The sequence below is a fragment of the Chryseobacterium shigense genome (assembly GCF_900156575.1).
GTDB lineage: Bacteria > Bacteroidota > Bacteroidia > Flavobacteriales > Weeksellaceae > Chryseobacterium > Chryseobacterium shigense.
The window spans coordinates 1,040,380-1,061,018 of the sequence record NZ_FTNY01000001.1 but is presented as its reverse complement, the minus strand read 5'-3'; the positions used below and the strand labels follow the sequence as shown (position 1 = coordinate 1,061,018).

The 20,639-nt window shown below is 40.8% G+C and carries 11 protein-coding genes; 4 read left to right on the top strand and 7 right to left on the bottom strand.

What is annotated here, in order from left to right:
- Positions 1 to 203 precede the first annotated feature (203 nt).
- The 4 genes from BW964_RS22320 to BW964_RS04700 form a co-directional block, all read right to left on the bottom strand.
- Positions 204 to 404 carry a hypothetical protein gene (locus BW964_RS22320; RefSeq protein ID WP_123911911.1) on the bottom strand — a complete coding sequence of 67 codons (201 nt, stop codon included), beginning with the start codon at positions 402 to 404 and terminating at the stop codon, positions 204 to 206.
- A gap of 493 nt (positions 405 to 897) precedes the next feature.
- Positions 898 to 2,661 (bottom strand): flavin monoamine oxidase family protein, encoded by a 1,764-nt coding sequence (locus tag BW964_RS04710; protein WP_076505100.1) that lies wholly within the window; start codon positions 2,659 to 2,661, stop codon positions 898 to 900.
- Between the two features lie 14 nt (positions 2,662 to 2,675).
- A complete protein-coding gene (locus BW964_RS04705; RefSeq protein WP_076505098.1) occupies positions 2,676 to 3,863 on the bottom strand; it encodes an FAD-dependent oxidoreductase in 1,188 nt (395 codons plus the stop codon).
- A gap of 376 nt (positions 3,864 to 4,239) precedes the next feature.
- Complete coding sequence (locus BW964_RS04700; RefSeq protein WP_076505478.1) at positions 4,240 to 4,656, bottom strand: hypothetical protein; 417 nt, start codon at positions 4,654 to 4,656, stop codon at positions 4,240 to 4,242.
- A gap of 286 nt (positions 4,657 to 4,942) precedes the next feature.
- On the opposite strand from BW964_RS04700, the gene glsA reads away from it, so the two are divergent.
- Positions 4,943 to 5,956, top strand: coding sequence for a glutaminase A (gene glsA, locus BW964_RS04695; protein WP_076505476.1), 1,014 nt, complete (start codon positions 4,943 to 4,945; stop codon positions 5,954 to 5,956).
- A 113-nt stretch (positions 5,957 to 6,069) separates the two neighbouring features.
- On the opposite strand, the gene BW964_RS04690 is transcribed toward glsA, so the two are convergent.
- From BW964_RS04690 to BW964_RS04680, 3 genes are all read right to left on the bottom strand, one after another.
- Positions 6,070 to 7,098: a rod shape-determining protein gene (locus tag BW964_RS04690; protein ID WP_073334649.1), complete on the bottom strand. Its 1,029-nt coding sequence runs from the start codon at positions 7,096 to 7,098 to the stop codon at positions 6,070 to 6,072.
- Positions 7,099 to 7,416: 318 nt separating this feature from the next.
- A complete protein-coding gene (locus BW964_RS04685) occupies positions 7,417 to 8,115 on the bottom strand; it encodes a LytR/AlgR family response regulator transcription factor (protein WP_076505096.1) in 699 nt (232 codons plus the stop codon).
- A complete protein-coding gene (locus tag BW964_RS04680) occupies positions 8,112 to 9,779 on the bottom strand; it encodes a histidine kinase (protein WP_076505094.1) in 1,668 nt (555 codons plus the stop codon). Before BW964_RS04680 ends, BW964_RS04685 begins: the two co-directional genes overlap by 4 nt.
- A gap of 110 nt (positions 9,780 to 9,889) precedes the next feature.
- Between BW964_RS04680 and BW964_RS04675 the strand changes: the two genes are divergently transcribed.
- The 3 genes from BW964_RS04675 (at position 9,890) to BW964_RS04665 (ending at position 20,627) form a co-directional block, all read left to right on the top strand.
- A complete protein-coding gene (locus BW964_RS04675) occupies positions 9,890 to 12,262 on the top strand; it encodes a TonB-dependent receptor (RefSeq protein WP_076505093.1) in 2,373 nt (790 codons plus the stop codon).
- Between the two features lie 137 nt (positions 12,263 to 12,399).
- Positions 12,400 to 13,008: a hypothetical protein gene (locus tag BW964_RS04670; protein ID WP_076505092.1), complete on the top strand. Its 609-nt coding sequence runs from the start codon at positions 12,400 to 12,402 to the stop codon at positions 13,006 to 13,008.
- A 617-nt stretch (positions 13,009 to 13,625) separates the two neighbouring features.
- Positions 13,626 to 20,627 carry a type I polyketide synthase gene (locus BW964_RS04665; protein WP_076505474.1) on the top strand — a complete coding sequence of 2,334 codons (7,002 nt, stop codon included), beginning with the start codon at positions 13,626 to 13,628 and terminating at the stop codon, positions 20,625 to 20,627.
- Positions 20,628 to 20,639 lie beyond the last annotated feature (12 nt).

Below are 20,639 nucleotides of genomic sequence, written 5' to 3'. Positions count from 1 at the left end.
AAGGAGGCCCGGACTGGTTTTTTTACCTTTTGGATAACATTCAATCTTTTACCATAAGAGGTTGATCACTATCGTATGCGCCCATCCGTCACATAATCTCTTCTGGCCCATGGGGGGCCGTGAAAAGCCTGTAGGTAGATATAAATCAAGGAGCTTTTTATTCAACTCATTGATTTGTATGGTTTTGGATGAATGAACTACTTTTAAACATAGTCAGGTCTCTTCCCCGGATGGAAAGACCAGGATCTTGAAAAGGAAATACACGAAGTTGTTTCCTGATATTTTTTATAAAAAGAAGGAAGAAGATCTCCGGAAGTACTACTGAAATAATGCGGTAGCGAAGAAATCCCCGGCGTAAAAGTGGAGGTTGCATGGAATAATGGGAAGAGAATTTTGTTTTTCATTATCGTGTGTTTTTAGTGTTAACAGGTGTTTTTATAATCTCTAGCTGGTCAATTTGGGAAAATATTTATTCTTCATAGGGTTTGAAAAGTATATTTTTCAACAAACTGTGAATTAAAAAGTAAAAATATAATAGGTGTCGCTTTGCATAGGTCTTTAATTATTGATTGATTTTTTTTTGGATAAGTAGATCGGTGAAGATATCCTTGATCAGGTTTATAGTATTTTCATGGTAGTCTCTTTCTATAGATCACGACTTTTTATATAATCGCAGGTGATGAAAGCAACTTTTATGAATCTAATGTAGGGATATAAAAAATACATACAAATACAATATTTTATTTTAACATTTTTTTAACATTTTTATTTTTAATCATCCGATGTTCATAATTTTCAGTCATCATCTTAGAGGAGTGTAGTGTTATTTAAAGTATAAAAAACCGCCTCATATTAAATAGGAGGCGGTTTTTATACGGTATCAATTACTTGCTCAATCTACCATCCCATATAATAAGTAGGGCTCAGCCAGATCGGGCGATCCATGCCAAAATGTTCCTGCAGCATTTTTTCCGCTTCGCAGAAAGCACCTTCCACCCAGCCTTGCTGATCAGAATAAGCTTCTCCGATAATATGAATGCGTTCATCCGCTACAGGCTTTCTCATATACTGCATTACCTTTTCAACAGAGTAGCCGGCTTTCCACGCATGGTATCCTGCGCCAAAAGGCTCATCCGTCCAGTCTTTAAAATAAGTCACATAAGGTTCCGGGATTGTGAGGTCCGGACCGTGCAGCTCACGAAGCTGAGTCATCAGTTCATCAACCATCAGTTTGGTGGCCTGAACATCATCCAGCTGGTGCAGTTCTTTCAGCGAAGCAGATTTAGCAGCTCTTACCTCGAAAAGCAGTTGATCATCGGTTAACGCTTTCCAGAACGTCTCAGTTTCCATATCTCCATAGCTTCCCAGCAGCATGGAATTGTTCGTCTCAGGATCTGTCCCGAAATAATAACACTGTCTCATCGGTAGGTCCGTAATGGAATGTCCGGAATCAATCTGTAATTCCTTCCACCACGGATATTCAAAACCCATCAATATTTTAAATGCGGGTTCCATGATCACAGAACGGATATTGGTATTCAATACTGAATTCTCGTTGGTATTGAAAAAGAAATTATTCTGATCCAAAAGCTCCAGCGATTTTCTTGGCATGGCAAGAATCAAGGTATTCGCATACACATTCCATGTCGTGTTCGTTTTCAGATTTAAAAAAGTCAGCTGGTATTTGTGAGTATTGGTTAAAGAATGCTCTTTTGTGAAAGTAAGCAGCTTATTTTCAGACCAGATGCATGCCCCTTCATGATCCATATAAGAATTCGCCACTGCATAAGCGATACTGTCATAGCCTTCTTCAATCGTTTTATAAATGGTTCCCGCAGAAAAATCTCCTACCATATAAGGAAAAGCTTCCGCTGAGTTCCAGTTGATGGTATTGGAATAATAGCCGCCGGCATTCGCTACAAATTCATAGCCCTCCTGAGAAATCTGATCTTTAATCAGGTTCCAGAATCCTAAATCATTCACTTTGCGCTGATCATAGGGAGAATTCGGGAAATTGTAAACCAATCGGGGTTTGATTACATCCCAGTCTTCGCTGGTTAATTTAAAAGAATAATCATAAATGCCATCTCCTTTGATGATTTTATCTTTATACGTTTCAGCCACCCATGGATCTGCCATTAAAACCTCATAAATAATCTTGTTAAACAGCTGATCTGAACTGAAACCATCATCATCGTCATTCAGGTAATAGCGGGTGGCCAGTTTTTTACCTTCATCCTGAGCTACATTCCAGGCATCCTGTTTGCAGCGGTCTTTCCGGAGGTACATTAATAGTTTTGAAGGATCCCCCATTGGAAATGCAACAGGAGTCATCCTATCTTTCAGAACAGGAATACGCTTCGCAGGATCTTCTTCGGTAAGAGGATACCCTTCAATCAAGGTCGTTACAATTTCCTGAGAAGTCAGATACCGCATACCGCCCAATTCACCCCAGAAATTCATTCCCGGCATAACCACAGATTCCAGCCTTCCGCCCAGCTTATGGTTCATGTCGAAAATCTGGACTTCCCTTGCTTTGTATTTTTTATCCGTTACCAAACGGTAAGCAGTATATAACCCGGAAGTTCCGGCACCAATAATGGCGACTTCTATTTTTAGATCAGGATGTTTTCCTGTATTTAACGGTGTATTTTTATTCATGATGTAATCGTTTTTTAAATAGATTTAAAGAATTTGCGTCCTAACTGGAAATGCGAGATATCAAAATCCGTATGTCCGTCCAAAGCAAGGTCAGACATGATTTTCCCTAAGAAAGGAGTGAATTTTGCGGCCCATCCGGTGGCATATACCACGATGTTTTTGTAATTCGGGACATATTTCGGGGCAAAATCAATCAACAGTTCCTTATTCGGTATCGTACTCAGGGCAATAAGGCAGGTTGAGGTATATTCAGGTTCTGTACTCAGTCCTGTCATATGCTGTTGTACCCATTCAGAAGTATAGGCCAGCTCCTGAGGATTCGGAATTAATGTCCGGTCACTGGGTTCTTCCAAAGGAGTAATCACAAAGTCCGGTGCTACCCGGATATATTCCGGATGATCCCAATCTACCGAAGGAAAACCATAAAACTGATTCCCGTTTTCACCTATTGCATTTTGAAACACAAACCAGGTTGGATACTGGATCGTGGGATCCGTTTTTTTAAAATAAGCCGAAGACATATTCCAGTAGGTGGCTTCTATCTTAAAATCAAGTAAGTTGATCACACTGTTGATATAAGGTCCGGGAATGATGGCCAATTTTTTAGCGATATAAATTCCGTTGGGAGTCGTGATTTCGAAGAGTTCTCCCATTTGTTTGATATCAAGTACTGGCGAGTTTTCTTCTAACTGAACGGTTTCCTCTTTTTTGCAAAGGTCTAGAAGCGCTTCAATCGTCGCTTTAAAATTAATACTGGCACCATCCGGTTGAAACAGTCCCGTATAGTTTTCCGGTAAGTTTTTAAATTGGTATTTCTCCTCAATTTCTTTTGATGTCAGGGTAGTATAGGGAACATCCAGAGCTTGGAGTGCTTTCTCAGCTTCAGCGATATTTCCTTCAGTGGAATGTACTTCCGGATCTCCAAACCAGAGAGTGCCTACTTTATCAAGCAGTGATTTATTAGCTTCCTTTTCCAGGGCATCCCAATACGGTTGGGCCTCAAGAGCCATCTTTACCATATATTCATCCGGATAGGGAATCCGGAACTGGCGGGAAACTCCGGCAGAACTTCCAAGCTGATTCACAAAAGTGAACTGTTCCAGTACTAAGGTTTTAGCCTTTCGTTGGCCAAGATGGTAGGCAGTAGCCAGGCCTATGGCTCCGCCACCAATAACGATGACGTCGTAGTTTTCTGTTTTCATAGGTATTAGTTTTTTTATCTGTAAAATCCGCGTACTCATCACGAATTAAATGATGATCATAAAAGCTTTTTAAGTACTTTTATTTTTATTCTCGCAGATCATGCAGACCGCGCAGATCCACAAACATGAAAATCTGCATCATCTGATTAATCTGCGTGAAATTTTAAAATAGGCGATATGTTCTCATTTGCTTTTTCGGGATCAATGAAATTGATTCCAAATTTGCTTCCCTGAGTTTTGTACATGATGCACAATTACCGGCCGTATTTTTCGAAAGGTTTAAACACACGAGTTTTACATCATGCACTATAACTCGCAAAAAAAACGGCCGGCAATTGAAGGATATGGACTGGTTATGATTGAGACTTTTTTCGTTCTAGTGAGATTTGCACATGGCATCCCAAGTGGTCCAGAAATGCGCATTAATGGCACCGGGAGGAGGGGTAGTACTGTCTGCAACAATACCTACCATTGAGGCACAGTTGGAATTACAGCCAATTTCATTATAACTGCCTTTCTGAGGAGGGATCTGACGCCATGTGCCGGTTGATCCGCTTAATAATTCTACTTTAATATCAAAAATGCCCGAAAGATTAGGCGTCTGAATTTGTTTAGTAGGATTTTCACTTGAAATGACATCACTCCAGTTGCCTTGTGAAAAAGTCACACGCCATGTTGAAATCATTGTAGAGGTATTGTTCTGAGGGGAAAGATAAACCCAGAACTGAGCGCCGTTACCCAATTGAAGTTGACCGGATGAGTTGGCGATTCCGCTTACGTTGGATGTTTCCATGTTGAATGTATTTTGGTTGGTTAGTTTTTTTATAATGGCTTTTTGGAAGTACATCAGAATACGATTTGATTCTCCCTTTTTAAGCTTTGATTTCTATCTCAAAGTAACAAATAAGAGAGAATCTGTGGTAGCGTACAAATGACCAATTACGGTTTTGGGTAGAAATACGTAATCTTATCAAATCTATTTATCTGATCCTATGGTCGGGAGATTTGCGGGTAATCCGTGAAATACTTTATCTTTGTTTTTCGGAGTTGATGATCAGATATTAGCCGAAAATACCTTTATGAATAACAACAGTTTCCTATTTTCTGCAAAAGGAATTTATATTGCAGCTTTTCTTTCTTTTAATACCATCATGTATGCTCAGAAGGCTGCAGATATTTCCACCATTTCTGAAAAAACGTTAAACAGCATTCTTGAAAAAAACAGAACGTATTCCACCCAGGGGAAAGTGGCGGATTATATTCCTGAACTGGGAAAAATGGATGGCAAAGCCATTGCTTTCTCAGTGGTAGAGAAAAATGGGAGAGTGGTGAATGTGGGAGATGTTCACAAGAAATTTACCATGCAGAGTATCTCCAAAATCATTGCCCTGATGATCGCTGTTAATGAAAAAGGCGAGTCCGGTGTCTTTGATAAAATGGGCTATTTCGGAACCGATAAACCTTTCAATCATTTTTCCAACCTGGAAACTACAGGTAAACCGCTGAATCCCATGATGAATGCAGGAGCCATTCTTACCACTTCCTTAATTTCCGGTGAAGGTGAAAAGCCATTTCTTAAAATTTTAGAGATGGTTCGCTACATCACCAAAGATCAGACGATTGATTACAGTAAATCCGTATATGAATCCGAAAAATCTACCGGACACCGCAACCGTGGAATGTTTTATCTGATGAAAAACAACGGACTTATCTCAGGCAATGAAGATCAGCTGGACAATTATTTCAAGCAATGTTCTATTGAGCTGACGGCTGAAGATTTAGCCAAAATCGGATATTTTTTTGCTAATCAATGTGTTCGTTTTGATGGAGATGCAAAGTACAAAAACGAAGAAGTTGCAAAATTGGTGGAATCACAAATGCTTATTGCAGGGATGTATGAATTCAGTGGAGAATATGCACGAACGGTAGGATTGCCAAGTAAATCAGGAGTCGGCGGCGGAATTACAGTAAGTGTTCCCGGAAGAATGGGGATCGGGGTTTTCAGTCCGGCTTTGGACCAGCATGGAAATTCTTCAGCAGGATATCATATGATTTTAGATCTGGTAAAGCAGTATGGGTTAAGTCTGTTTTAGAAAAATTCCGGAGCTTACCCTACAATTGAATAATAATAAAGAAAATACAAGATTAAAAGTTAAAAGGCTTCAAATCGCATGATTTGAAGCCTTTTTTATGATCATCAGAGCGCTTAACTGCTCATAAGAAATCTGAACTTATTGATATTTTTAAGGGCAATACCTGTTCCACGTACTACCGCTCTTAAAGGATCTTCTGCAACACATACAGGCAATCCTGTTTTTCTGTGTATACGGTCAGCCAGCCCATTCAGAAGGGCACCACCTCCGGCAAGATAAATTCCCGTTTTGTAGATGTCCGCTGCAAGTTCAGGGGGTGTCAGGGAAAGGGTTTCCATCACAGCATCTTCAATTCTCATAATCGATTTATCAAGTGCCTTGAAAATTTCCTTATAATTCACCATAATTTCTTTTGGCTTACCCGTGATCATATCCCTTCCCTGGACAGGAATATCTTCCAAAGGATAATCCAGTTCCTCCAGCGCAGAACCTATTTCAATTTTTATTCTTTCGGCCGTTCTTTCCCCGACATATAAATTGTAGTAAGATCTCAGAAAATAAGCAATATCATTGGTGAAAACATCACCTGCTATTTTTAAAGACTTGTCACAGACGATACCTCCCAGTGCGATAACGGCTATTTCCGTAGTTCCACCACCTATATCAATAATCATATTTCCCTCAGGATTCTGAACATCAATACCAGCTCCGATAGCTGCAGCCATTGGTTCATAGATCAGCTTTACCTCTTTGGCATTCACCTTCAGTGCAGAATCTTTTACCGCTCTTTTTTCTACCTCTGTAATTCCTGAAGGGATACAAATAACGATTCTCAACGCAGGTTGTATAAATCTGCCTCTGATACCGGGAATCTGTTTAATGAATTCCTTGATCATATGTTCTGAAGCATGAAAGTCTGCAATGACTCCATCTTTCAACGGGCGAACCGTTTTAATATTTTCGTGGGTTTTCCCCTGCATCAGCTTGGCCTGCTCTCCAACGGCAATAGGTTTTCCTGTTGTGCGGTCAATAGCAACAATCGAGGGCTGGTCAATGACGATTTTGTTGTTATGTATAATCAAGGTGTTAGCAGTTCCAAGATCCATTGCGATCTCCTGCGTAAACATATCAAATAGCCCCATCTTTTCATTGTTTTATTAAGACTGCAAAGTACGGCTTTATCGATTGATAAAAATACTTCCGGACTTTATAATTGGAGTTAAAATTGTGTTAATTATCTCCATGTATTCACTGAATCCATTTCACTTTCTGAAGAATTATACCATGTTATTGATAAAAAGTTCTTGGAAGACAATTAAATGCCGGAAAAAAATAAAAAAAAATTGGAAATTTTACAAGAGCACTTACCCAAGACGAAGATCCCGGTAAGGATACGATCTTAAGAATACCGTTTAATAAGCATTAAAATTAGTGTAAATTAAAGTCATAGAGCTCAGCCATTACACCATCTTATTTTTAAGCTCTTTATATTTTGAGCGGCCTACCGGAAGAATCTCACCTGTTTTAAGCAGCACTCCATATCGTGTACCGGGATTGATGATGATTTTTTCAATCTGTTGAACATTAGCCAGATAAGATTTATGAATGCGTTCAAACCTTTCAGGAAGCAACTGTTGCAGATGTTCAAGCGATTTATCATGAAGCTCAAGGTGTCCGTTGCTAAGATGCAACTCAGTATAAATCCCGGCTCCCTTAATGTAGATCACTTCAGAAATAGCAATAAGACGTACCTGCCCGGTTCTCTTTACAGCAAGGTATTTAATCCCTTCATCAGATTTCAAAGAAGGACTTACAAACCTCGTTAATGCCTTAAAAAGTCGGTCCTCATCAAAAGGCTTGGGAACAAAATCAAGCACTCCATAGGCGAAGGCCGTAATTGCTTTATCAGTATTGGCAGAAACAATGATGGTATGAAAAGAAGCGGCCACCATTTGTTCGAGCACTTCAAAACCATTATCGCCATTCAGATTCAGATCGAGAAGCAACAAATCGGGAGGCTGGTGGGTAATTTCCCGAAGTCCGGTTTGCAGAGAATCACAAACCGTAATATTAACAGGTTTATCCGTGAAAAATTCTGTCGTCATACGTTGCAAACGTTTGGCAATTCTGGCCTCGTCTTCTATAATGAGTATATTCATGATCTTAAAATTTGAATAACAGATATCCAGCCGTTTTCCGAAGAGCCCGATTCGAATGTCCAGTTGTGGCTGTAGCTTTCAGTCAGACGCGCCTTGATATACTTAAAACCGTTTCCGCCGGTTCGGTTCGTCATGATTTGCCGGTTCTTTGCTACCGTCTCAAAAGTATATTGATGGACATCTTTTAATAAAGAATAATGCACTACAAATTGAATCGTATTTCCAGAGTTTGGCTCACTGTGCGTAATGCCATTTTCCAGCAGCGTATGAATAATTGCCGGGGGAATCAGCTGAGTGCTATCGATACCTTTCTGTTCCCAGATATAATTTATTTCTTTACGAAACCCCATTACAGTAAGATGCTGCCGGCAGAGCTCCAGTTCTTTATGAACAGGAATCAGGGTTTGTTCAGAGATTTCGTTCATAATATCAAATTCTGAGGCCAGCGCCTGAATGAAACGGGCTCCCTCCTTTGGAGACTCTTCCACCCAGTCCATCATAGACGTTAAAGTATTTCGTAAAAAATGAGGTTGAATATTCTTTTTAAGCAGCTCCAATTGCAGTCTGGAAGAAAGCAAAACGGCATGTTGATGTTCCGCCTCGATGACACTCGTACGAATGGAATGAAGATAAAGCATAGACAAAACGATAATCATAAAACTGATGAACAGGCCAAAATCATAAACCACAAACCTGTTGACTAAAGCACTTGCCAAAAGAGCGGCCAGCGCAATAAAACCCCCTTTTTCTTTTTGAAGGATCCCTTTCAGCACCACAATAAAAGCGGCTATTAGCATGGCTAAACTGTAAAGCCGGGCAGTCAGGTCATAGTGCCCGTAATTGAACCAATACAACACAAGAAGGGTGAGCAGTAGGAGAGCCATCAACCATTTTCCATGCTTAAAATTAAACTGAATGATAAAGTACCATGGAACCAATAGCGCGTTGGCAAACGTTAGCCATCCGATAATTTCAAGACGGATGAAAAACTTAGAATACGGAATTACGACATGGAATTTCAGGTATTCCATGATCAGCAAAGTAAAAAAAAGAAAGCAGATAGTAGCGAATATAAGGATGTCTTTCTGTCTTTGCTTGCTGTTAAGATAAAGAAAAAGGTAGTAAACTGCCGCAATCAGAAAGGCTCCCGCCATTAAATTCATATAGGCCATCGTGATCAATGGCCCGGTCAGTAATACGGTGTAATTATTGATGCTGAATCTGATACTTCGTTCTATTTCAGGATGCAGGGACTGAGAAGTACGCATAGCAATTGTATGAAGGCCCGGAGAAATCAAATGCTCCGGAATTCTGTAATAACTGCATTCGGTTCCCGGTATTTCCGGTTTTCCATTTTTAGGGAGTTGTCCATTTTTGCCAATCAGGATACCGCCCCAGTAGACTTCAAAAGCTCCGAATGACTCAATTTGAAGGCCGGCAGGCATGAGATTGTTTTCCATCGGGCGAAGATCCAGATGTGTTCGTGACCAGAATATTTTGTCAGAAGTATTGTCCCTTGTTTCCGTCCAGCTTTTATCATTATAATTTTTAGTGGCCCAGGTCATATCATCTCCAACTTTATAGACAGGGATGGGATCCTCGTTACGGATAACAGGCGTGGCTAATAGGTTCAGCAGCGTTAATAAAAATATTAAATTATGCATAATGTAAATATACAAGCTAATTTGAAAAACCCGATGGTCGTTTGAAAGTCTCTGGAGTTGTTCAGATGTTTCTGAGGTGGATGGACAGATCCGCGATTTAAATTTACAGCATGAAACAAATAATCAGCTTCATTATCATCCTGTCTGCGCCGTGTTTATGGGCGCAGAATGGCCAGGTAACCGGCATCATTCATGAAAAATCGGGGACACCTGCAGCTTACGTAACAATAACAGTAAAGGAAAGTTCGGACAAACCCATCGCAGCAGGTATTTCTGATGCTAAAGGAATATTCCGTCTGGAAAATATTCCGACAGGAAATTATATGATCAGTTATAGCCTTACGGGTTTTCAAACGATCAGTAATCCCGTCCAGCTGGCACTTACTGAAAAAGTCAATGTAGGAACCATTATTTTAGAACCTGATACAAAATTATTACAGGAAGTGGCAATAACCGGACAACGTTCATCGGTCAGTCTAAAACTGGACAAAAAAGTATTTGAAGTGGGAAAAGATATTCTTTCACAGTCGGGAGCGGTAACAGACCTTCTTACTATTGTTCCTTCAGTTAGTGTGAGCCCAAATGGCGAAATCAGTCTGCGTGGCAACAGCAATGTACTGGTATTAATTGATGGTCGCCGTACCGGACTTACACAAGGCAATGCTTTGGAACAGGTTCCTGCGGATCAGGTAGAACGTGTGGAAGTGATCACCAATCCTTCATCAAGATTCGATGCAGCGGGATCTGCCGGGATTATCAATATCATATTAAAAAAGAATAAGAAAGGCGGGTTCAGCGGACAGTTGCGGTTAGTTGGAGGGATTCCTAATGAAACCCGTATCAGTCCCAGCTTAAATTATAAATCCGATAGACTTAACTTATTTGCGACTTACGGTATTCGTTTATCAGATTATGTTGGACTTTACACGATGAAACAATCAACCGGACTTTCAGGAACACCTGTTAATCTGGATCAGAGGCAGGATGAAAACAGACATGATGACGCCAAATTACTCTATTTCGGTGCTGACTTTAAAATCAATGACCATAATACCGTTACCGCAGCTTTCATGCGAAACTCAACCCATGACCATGACAAGACGGAGCTGAACTATTTATATTCAAATAAAAACAGTGCTATCGACAGCAGCCTAAGCCGTACGGGCGAATCGTGGGAAAAAAGAAGTTATAACCAACTCGAATTTAATTATACCAAGAGTTTTAATAAAGCAGGAAAGAAGCTGACCGTAGATATGCAGTACGATTTCTGGGACAGTGACAAAGACTGGAACTTATCCACCAGCAAAGTGTTCCCAATGGCCGGTACCTTACCGATGATCAGGACAAGTTCGATGGGGAAGAGTAAAGATTTTATGATCAAGACAGATATGGTGCAGCCATTAGACAGTACTTCCACCTTAGAATTCGGTCTGAAAATAGAGGATAGAAGAGTCAATAGTGATTTTATCGCGGAGCAACAGAATGCTGCGGGTTGGGAGATCATTGATCAGATTGATAATCATCTGTTATATAAAGAACTCATCGGGAGCACTTATGTACAGTTTTCCGGAAAGACGGGAGCTTTAAGTTATCAGGCTGGATTGCGAGGTGAGATTACCCGTATCGGGATCGAAGACAGAGAGGGGAGTTACACCAACAACAAAGAATATAATAAACTGTTTCCAACCCTCAATATCAGTTACCGTTTCAATGAACGAACTACTTTGCAGGGGAGCTACAGCAAAAGGATCAACAGGCCAAGACTGGGAATGATTTATCCGTTTAATGAACTGACTGATCTCAGCAGTCGTTATATAGGCAATCCGGATCTTAATCCCTCTTACGCGAATGTATTTGAGCTGGCTTTTCTCAAAAACTGGAAAAATCTTACGTTCAATCCATCCTTCTATTACCAGCGAAATATCGGAGTGATGGAAGATTATACTTTTCGGAACGATGATGGTTTGTTTATTACCATGCCCGTTAATATCAATAAAGAAACGCGCCACGGTTTTGAACTTTCCCTGCTCTATAATCCAGTAAAATGGTTACAGGTCAATACAGAACTCAATCTGTTTCACTATGCTGAACGGGGAAGTTACCAGAACCAAAGCTTTGATTATTCAGGGAATACATGGACCGCCCGTATCAGTACCCAGATTAAACTGAAGAATAAACTCGCGTTCCAGACTCTTTATAATTTCAGAGGGGCCAATGCCACTACCCAAACCCGTACCGATGCCCTGCACAGTATTGATTTTGGTTTGAGCAAAACCTTCTTAAAAGACAAAGCAACACTTATGTTTGACGTGAGCAACCTGGGTGGTTTGAGAAAATCAAACAGCAGAACCATAGGATCCGACTACGAAATCAGCCAAACCAGCATTCCTAACGCCGCCCGATATCGTCTGACTTTAGTCTATAGATTTAATCAGAAAGACAACCAGAGTGTGAGACAAGCCAAAAGTGGTAACAGAGATTAATTCTTATACCATAGATCAAATAAACTGCTGCCTGATCTGTAAAATTTTGTAAAAGCGACACCTTATATAGAGATTAAATCAGCAGAATGTATAAATTTGGTCTTTAACGGATATACTCCTCAAAAGCATAGTAGCAAATGGCAGATGAAATACAGGTTTTAAAAGATTTTGTTGAAGGGAAAATTTCAGATCAGGATTTTGAACAGCAGCTTTATACAAATTCAGCATTGGAAAAATTACTTTCAGACTCCGCAATTAATTGGCACGGAACCTACTTACAGGAGGCAACGGCATTTCTGTATTTAATCGGACAAGACTATAAGAATGCTGAAGGACGTTTAAATGCTCACGAAACGGTAAAGCTGTTTTTAAATAAAATAGGAATTCAATTCGTTACTTCAACAAAACCTACCGATGATTATGACCTGTTGCTAAGTACACAACCAAAATATATAGAGGCGGAAGCTGGTTTTATTGAAAAATATATTGTACCGGAAGATACAAGCCTTTCAAAAGCTGACCGGAAGCAATACATAAAACAGCGGTATGCAGAACTTTTTAAATACCAGACAAAGCCACCGAAATGGATACAGAATCCGGATTGGCCCATCAGAAATGACAAACCTTTGTATTTTTTAGGACAGCTAGACATCAAAAAAGGAGATCTATTCCACGATGAGGGAAGTATTTTTCTATTTATAGACGCCGAAACCGGAATCCTTGAGACGATAAAACAATTATATTGATCATAAATTGCAGTCCCTTAAAATTGACTGTGAATGAATTTTTCCGACCAGAGCCTTTACAAATTGTAGGGGCTTTATTTTTTTAACAGGGGAATGATTGTTTTTTTTTAATCTTCTTATTTTCATGATGTTGCTTGTTGATGATCCTGTTTTTTTTAATTAAAAATCTCATAAATTTTTATCATTAATTATTTTAATCCTGATTTATCTGATCTTTTTATCTGGTGGTTAAAGTCAGTTTTCCCAGTTTCCATACGCTTTTCATAGGCGTGTTATATTTTTGTAATATTGAGATAATAATTCTCTTATTTTTGATTTATTATATTTTTTATTTCTATATTTGCTTTAAATTATCACTTATAAATCTTTATAATTGAATCGTATAGACTGTACCGTCTTATTTCTGATAATAAAAATATAAACTGCATTTTTTAATAGTATTTAAATTCATAATAATTTATTGTTAATAATTTATTATTAAATTTCATTTATGGTTGAAAATGTAGTATAAATTTATTATTTTTATTCCCTAATAAATGATAAATGCTGATTGTTGCCGAAAGGTGTAGTATTTATTAATGAAGTTTCCCAGTTATTATCTCAATACCATAAATGCAATGAAAAACTTAACCATTATTGGATTAACGCCTTTTGAAAAGCCCGATGTGAATCTTATGTCTAAACTGCACCAGGCGGGTGCGTTTCCCATCTTAAGTTTAGGACAGGACCTGGCAAATGCTCAGGAAGCTCTGGATCAGCTTGATCAGACCGAGATACCTTCATTTGGTATTTGCTTCTCTGATGACACCTTCATCTCACTTCAGATCCCGAAAAAAGTGAGGTTTGCGATCTTTCCCTCAGGTGTTTCAATGAATGTTGCTCCGGATTTGCCTGTTATTTATCAGGTAAACAGCCTGGATCAAGCCCTACAGGCCGAACAGTCTGGAGCGGAAGGGATTATTTTAAAAGGAAATGAGGCAGGAGGCCTGGTAGGCTATGAATCAACATTTGTATTGTTTCAGCGCGTCATCAAAGAAATTAAAAACATACCTGTCTGGGTACAGGGCGGAATAGGGCTCCATACCGCAGCCGCCGTAAAAGCGCTGGGAGCAACCGGGATCGTACTGGATAGTCAGCTTGCACTGTTTCCCGAGAGTTCTGTTCCCCAGGAGGTTAAAGATCTGTCTTCCAAACTAAATGGCACCGAAACCAGGATTATTGCCAATCACCGGGTATTGGTGAGGCCCAACTCACCAGTTTTACCGGAAAATGTAAGTGCTGAAGAGCTTAGGTCCTATTTTACGGGTCTTGATCCCGCCAGCAGTTATATTCCGATGGGCCAGGATATTTCGTTAGCCGTAGATCTTTATGAAGATTTCAAGAATCTGAAAAAAATGATTTTTGGATTCAAAGAAGCGATGTATGGTCATTTAAAACAGGCAAAAGCACTTTATGTGATTAGTCAGGACAATCTGATGGCCAAAGAGTTGGGGCTTCGCTATCCTATTGCACAAGGGCCAATGACCCGTGTCAGTGATGTTCCGTTGTTCGCCAACGCGGTAGCAGACGCAGGAGCTTTGCCTTTTGTTGCTTTGTCTTTACTGAAAGGTGAGCAGGCGAAAGCATTGGTGATGGAAACTAAAAAACTGGCCGGTGAAAAAACATGGGGTGTAGGAATTCTTGGATTCGCCCCTCAGGAACTGCGAGAAGAACAGACATCTTATATATTAGAAGCTAAGCCTCCTGTGGTTCTTATTGCCGGAGGAAGACCGGCACAGGCTAAGATATTTGAAAAAGCTGGAATAACCACCTTTCTCCATGTTCCTTCCCCTGCACTATTAGATATTTTTCTGAAAGAAGGCGCCACCAACTTCATCTTTGAAGGCCGTGAGTGCGGCGGTCACGTAGGCCCGCTTTCAAGCATGGTTCTTTGGGAAAAGCAGATTGAACGCATCTTAAAAGAAGAACATCCGGAAAAAATCAGCGTCTTTTTTGCAGGTGGAATTCACAATGCATTTTCAACGGCATTCGTTTCTATCATGGCAGCTCCTTTAGCAGCCAGAGGCGTAAAAGTTGGAGTATTGATCGGAACAGCCTATCTATATACTGAAGAAGCCGTTCGTACCGGAGCTATTCAGGAAGAATTCCAGGTACAGGCCATGCAGGCTAAAGATACGGTCTTACTGGAAACAGCACCCGGACACGAGACCCGTTGTTTAAATACAGCATTTGCCCAGCATTTCAGCACCGAGAAAACAAAGCTTCTGGCCGCCGGAATGGATAAAAAAGAAGTCTGGGAAAAGCTTGAAAAATTAAACGTAGGCCGTCTTCGTATTGCGGCTAAAGGTGTTGAACGTCAGGGAGATCAATTGATCAATATCCCAACAAGTGAACAGCTGGACCTGGGAATGTATATGATCGGTCAGGTGGCTACGATGCAAAACCGCGTGATCTCCATTGCAGCCCTTCACCAGAATGTAAGTATCGACAATTATCAATATATTGAACAGGCAGCTCTGCCTGAAGAGCCAGCCTCAGCAGAAAAACCACTGGATGTAGCCATTGTCGGGATGGAATGTATTTTCCCGGGGGCAAAAAACCTTGAAGAATACTGGCGAAACATTATATTAGGAAGAGACAGCGTCACAGAAGTGCCTGATGAACGATGGAATAAAGAATTGTATTACCATCCCGATTCAGACGGACCGGACGTATCACACTCCAAATGGGGAGGATTTATTCCCAAGATTGATTTCGATCCTTTAGCATTCGGAATTCCTCCGCAGTCTCTTGCAGCTATTGAACCAACACAACTTTTGACCTTGTTGGTTGCTAAAAGAGCAATGGAAGATGCGGGCTATGGTGAAAAACATATTAACAGAGAAAATATTTCTGTAATTATCGGAGCTGAAGGCGGTAATGATCTGGCTAACAGCTATAGTTTCAGAGGATATTATAAACAGGTATTCGGAGAACTTCATGAAGAAGTGAAACAGGCGTTTCCCCATACGACGGAAGATTCATTCCCTGGTATTCTGGCCAATGTGATTGCAGGGAGAATTACCAACCGTTTAGATCTTGGAGGAAGAAACTTCACCGTAGATGCTGCCTGTGCATCATCCTTAGCGGCTATTGATCTGGCCTGTCAGGAATTGATATTAGGAAAATCAGATATGGTTCTTGCCGGAGGAGCAGATTTACATAACGGAATCAATGATTACCTTATGTTTTCCAGTACTCATGCTCTTTCCAGAAAAGGAAGATGTGCAACATTTGACGGGGATGCCGATGGTATTGCCCTCGGAGAAGGCGTGGCAATCCTTGTGTTAAAAAGATACGAAGATGCCGTTAGAGATGGCGACCGTATTTATTCTGTCATCAAAGGAGTGGGAGGATCCAGTGACGGAAAAGCACTTGGACTTACAGCTCCGAGAAAAATAGGGCAGGTACGTGCTTTAGAACGTGCATATTCCCAAGCAGGGATTAGTCCTGCGGCAGTTGGTTTAGTGGAAGCTCACGGAACCGGAACTGTAGTAGGAGATAAAACCGAACTGAGTGCACTGACGAATTTATTCAGCCGCTCAGGAGCGATACCGGGACAAACTCATTTAGGTTCTGTGAAAACGCAGATTGGACATACCAAATGTGCAGCAGGATTGGCAGGGTTGATCAAAGCTTCTCTGGCGGTATACCACGGGGTAAAACCACCAACACTTCATTTACAGCAGCCTAATGCTTATTATAACGCTGAAACAAGTCCTTTTGCTTTTTATGCAGAAAGCGGATTGTGGAGCGAGAAAAACCGTTATGCCGGAATCAGTGCTTTCGGATTCGGAGGAACCAATTTCCATACGGTTATTGCCAACCATCCCAAGGAAGATGATTCTGCTGTATTGCAATCGTGGCCGTCAGAATTGTTTGTATTCCGTGGGGATACTTATGAGGATGCGAAAATTCCATTGTCACAGATCAAATCTTTATTAGAGGTTAATGGTGATATTCCATTAAAAGATATGGCTTATAGCTTAGCAGTAGGCTCAGAAAAACCAATTCAGTTAACCATCGTTGCTGATACCGCCGAACATTTGATGATGAACATCGAATTGGCATTATCAGGAATTGAAAGTAAAGACACTTTCACGGTGAATAAACGTGACGGTAAAGTAGCTTTCCTTTTCCCCGGACAAGGCAGTCAGAGAATCAACATGGCCCGTGATCTGTTCGTAGCTTTTCCAGCCATGCGTAACCTGATCGAAGGATATCCTGAACTGGAGAAAGTGGTTTTCCCTTCAGCAACATTTGATGAAGCTGCTTTAAAACAACAAAAAGAAACCATTAAAGATACTCGTCTGGCGCAACCTATCTTAGGAATTGTTGACCTGGCTTTAGCTAACTTCCTGAAATCACTGGACATTGTTCCGGATATGGTAGCAGGCCACAGCTATGGTGAATTACCGGCTTTATGTTTTGCCGGGGTTTTTGAAGAAGAAAAACTGGTTGATCTAAGTATTCAAAGGGCTCACGCCATTTTGGATTCAGTAGAAGGAGGTGATCCTGGAACTATGATTGCAGTAAGCGCAACAAGAGAACAGTTGCAGCCGGTATTAGACAAGACAGAAGGCTGTTATCCGGTTAATTATAATGCTCCGACCCAATGTGTGGTGGCAGGAAGTACGCCGGCTATCAATAAATTAATGGAGAACCTTAAACAGGAACGTATTTCTGCAAAGAAATTAGAAGTAGCCTGTGCGTTCCATAGTCCGTTACTGGCTAAATCCAAAGGCTTATATGATAAGGTTTTAAAAGACATTCCTTTCCAGGAAATGCAGATTCCGGTTTGGTCGAATACAACTGCGGAAACCTATCCAACAAGTCCGTCGGAAATCAAAGAAAGACTGACAGATCATTTGGTACAGCCCGTAAGGTTTGTAGAAGAACTTCAGGCGATGTATGCAGACGGAGCCCGAATATTTATCGAAGTAGGTCCAGGAAAAGTCCTTTCCGGACTGACGAAATCCTGCTTAGAAAAAGATCAGCTGATCCTGTATGTAGAAGACAGCAACCGAAATAAACTGAGTCATCTTCTTTCTATGCTGGCACAATATCTGGGAACTGGCAGAAGTTTCAGCATTGAAAAACTTTTCGACGGCCGTAATGCCAGACTGATTCAGATAGACCAGCCTGAACTGTATAAGAAAAATCCAGCCATCTGGCGTGTGAACGGACAAATGGCGCATCCAACCACAGGTAATCTGCCAGCCAATGGTGCGTTACCGATATTAACTCCTATTCCCATGAACAATTTTACGAATAACCCACCAGCTCCTGTAGCCGAATCTCAGCCTGCCGCTGAACGTATGCTGCATGAATATTTAAATACCATGAACCAGCTGATCCAGGCACAGCGTGATGTGATGCTTTCCTTCCTGGGACAGAATCCACAAGTCAGCCCTGCACCTGCTTATGCTGCGCCGGTACACGCACCAATGAACGATCGTTTGGTGACCATTCCTACACAGCCGGTCCATGTAGAAAAGCCTGCTGCTGTTGCGGTAAAACAGGCTCCGGTAAAAGATATTAAAACTTTATTACTACAGGTTGTAAGTGATAAAACCGGATATCCTCAAGAAATGCTGGGCATGGAAATGGACCTGGAAGCAGATTTAAGTATTGACTCTATCAAAAGGGTAGAAATCATCGGAACGCTTCGCAGTGAGTTGGGAGCGCTTACATCAGGTAATACCGATGAAGATACGGTCATGGAAAAATTAGCATCGATCAAAACGTTAAGCGGTCTGGTTTCCTGGTTAACAGAATTGACAGGAACTCCAACAGCCGCTCCTGTAAAAAACGGAACTGCAGTAACACCTGTAGCAGAAGTAGAAAGTAAATCTGCATTCTCTCTTGAAGAACTTCAAAATATAATTCTGGATATCGTCAGTGAAAAAACAGGATATCCAAAAGAAATGCTTGGATTGGATCTTGATCTGGAAGCAGACCTGAGCATCGATTCTATTAAAAGAATGGAAATTATCGGAGACCTTAAAACCAAAATCGGTTTCGGTCAGGATATGGACCAGGCGGATGATCTGATGGAAAAACTGGCTGCTATTAAAACATTAAAAGGACTGGCTTCATGGATCAGCGAAATGAGTGGAAACACTGATGCTGATGCTGAACCTGTTCAGAATTTACTGTCACGTCTTCGTTTTGACCTGACGCCAACCGATGTTTCTACAGAGCAGAATACAGAAATCATCAAGGGAAAACGTTTTGCGATCACTCAGGACAACAGTCCGCAAACGATGGCGATCAAGAATACCCTTGAAAAATATGGAGCTATCGCAGAATTGGTGGATACGGAAAGAGATCTTAAAGATTTTGATGGCCTGATTATTCTGGATCTGTTCTCCTCAACCGTAAAGCACAGCATCATTGATCACGTAGATCAGATCAAGAAACTGGATCTTGATAAAGCCAAATGGGTGTATCTGATTTCAGACATTCCGGCTCATATTCAGGAATTGACTGATACGCGTCTTTTACGTCATTACAAAGGCTATCCGGGACTTTTCAAAAGTTTAGCGAGAGAATTTGAACAAACCTCTTGCAGGCTGATCAGCCTGAGCACACCACAGGAAGTTGATCAGATTACAGAAATTGCTTTAAAAGAAATATTAACCACAGATAAACCTTCCGAAGTCGTTTACAAACACGACCAAAGACATAAAATAGAGATCATCCCATCTCCATTGTCAACAAGCCTTGAAGAAGCGCATATCCAGCTGGATCAGGAATCTGTAGTCTTAGTGCTTGGAGGCGGACAGGGAATCACTTCTGAATTGGTGAAGCATATGTCTGGAGCGTATCCGTGTACCTATATTTTGGTAGGAAGATCAGCAGATCCTAGAGATGTCATAGCGGACCTTAAAGAAGTGGAAGCCATGAAAACCAAAGAAGAAATAAGAAGCTATCTTATTAAAACCGGAAAATTCACTTCTCCTTCCGAAATAGAAAAGGAGACCGTAAGAATTTTCAAAAACAACCAGATCCTTCGTACCATCAGAGATATGGAACAACTGGGAAATAAGGTGGTATACCAATCCTTGGATCTTTGTGATGAGGAAGGATTATCCGATTTAATCAAAAATATTTATGATAAATACGCCCGTTTAGACGGAGTCATTCACGGAGCAGGCCTTTTGGAAGACAAACTGTTCAGACAGAAGACATCCAGCTCATTTGAGCGTGTATTCGATACAAAAGTAAAACCGCTTCGTGTATTGGCAGAACAACTTCGAGCTGACTGTCAGTTTGTAGTACTCTTCTCAAGTATCGCTTCGGTATATGGAAATAAAGGTCAGACAGATTATGCTGCGGCCAACTCCGTACTGGATGATTATGCGAAAGCCTTAAACAAAAAATTAAAAGGAAAAGTAATCTCCATCAACTGGGGCCCATGGAAAGGAGCCGGAATGGTTTCATCGACTCTGGAAACAGAATATGAACGTCGCGGTATTTCTTTAATTCCATTGGACCAGGGGAAAGAAATCTTCCTTAACGAGATCAAATACGGAACCGAAAGTCAGGTATTGATCATGTCCGGAAACAACTGGTAAACCTCTGTATAC

What these genes read in the sequence shown, in the direction of transcription:
- glsA (WP_076505476.1), top strand. Translation starts at nt 4,943, where the DNA reads ATGAATAACAACAGTTTCCTATTTTCTGCAAAAGGAATTTATATTGCA.
- BW964_RS22320 (WP_123911911.1), bottom strand. Translation starts at nt 404, where the DNA reads ATGAAAAACAAAATTCTCTTCCCATTATTCCATGCAACCTCCACTTTT.
- BW964_RS04680 (WP_076505094.1), bottom strand. Translation starts at nt 9,779, where the DNA reads ATGCATAATTTAATATTTTTATTAACGCTGCTGAACCTATTAGCCACG.
- BW964_RS04670 (WP_076505092.1), top strand. Translation starts at nt 12,400, where the DNA reads ATGGCAGATGAAATACAGGTTTTAAAAGATTTTGTTGAAGGGAAAATT.
- BW964_RS04705 (WP_076505098.1), bottom strand. Translation starts at nt 3,863, where the DNA reads ATGAAAACAGAAAACTACGACGTCATCGTTATTGGTGGCGGAGCCATA.
- BW964_RS04700 (WP_076505478.1), bottom strand. Translation starts at nt 4,656, where the DNA reads ATGGAAACATCCAACGTAAGCGGAATCGCCAACTCATCCGGTCAACTT.
- BW964_RS04690 (WP_073334649.1), bottom strand. Translation starts at nt 7,098, where the DNA reads ATGGGGCTATTTGATATGTTTACGCAGGAGATCGCAATGGATCTTGGA.
- BW964_RS04665 (WP_076505474.1), top strand. Translation starts at nt 13,626, where the DNA reads ATGAAAAACTTAACCATTATTGGATTAACGCCTTTTGAAAAGCCCGAT.
- BW964_RS04710 (WP_076505100.1), bottom strand. Translation starts at nt 2,661, where the DNA reads ATGAATAAAAATACACCGTTAAATACAGGAAAACATCCTGATCTAAAA.
- BW964_RS04675 (WP_076505093.1), top strand. Translation starts at nt 9,890, where the DNA reads ATGAAACAAATAATCAGCTTCATTATCATCCTGTCTGCGCCGTGTTTA.
- BW964_RS04685 (WP_076505096.1), bottom strand. Translation starts at nt 8,115, where the DNA reads ATGAATATACTCATTATAGAAGACGAGGCCAGAATTGCCAAACGTTTG.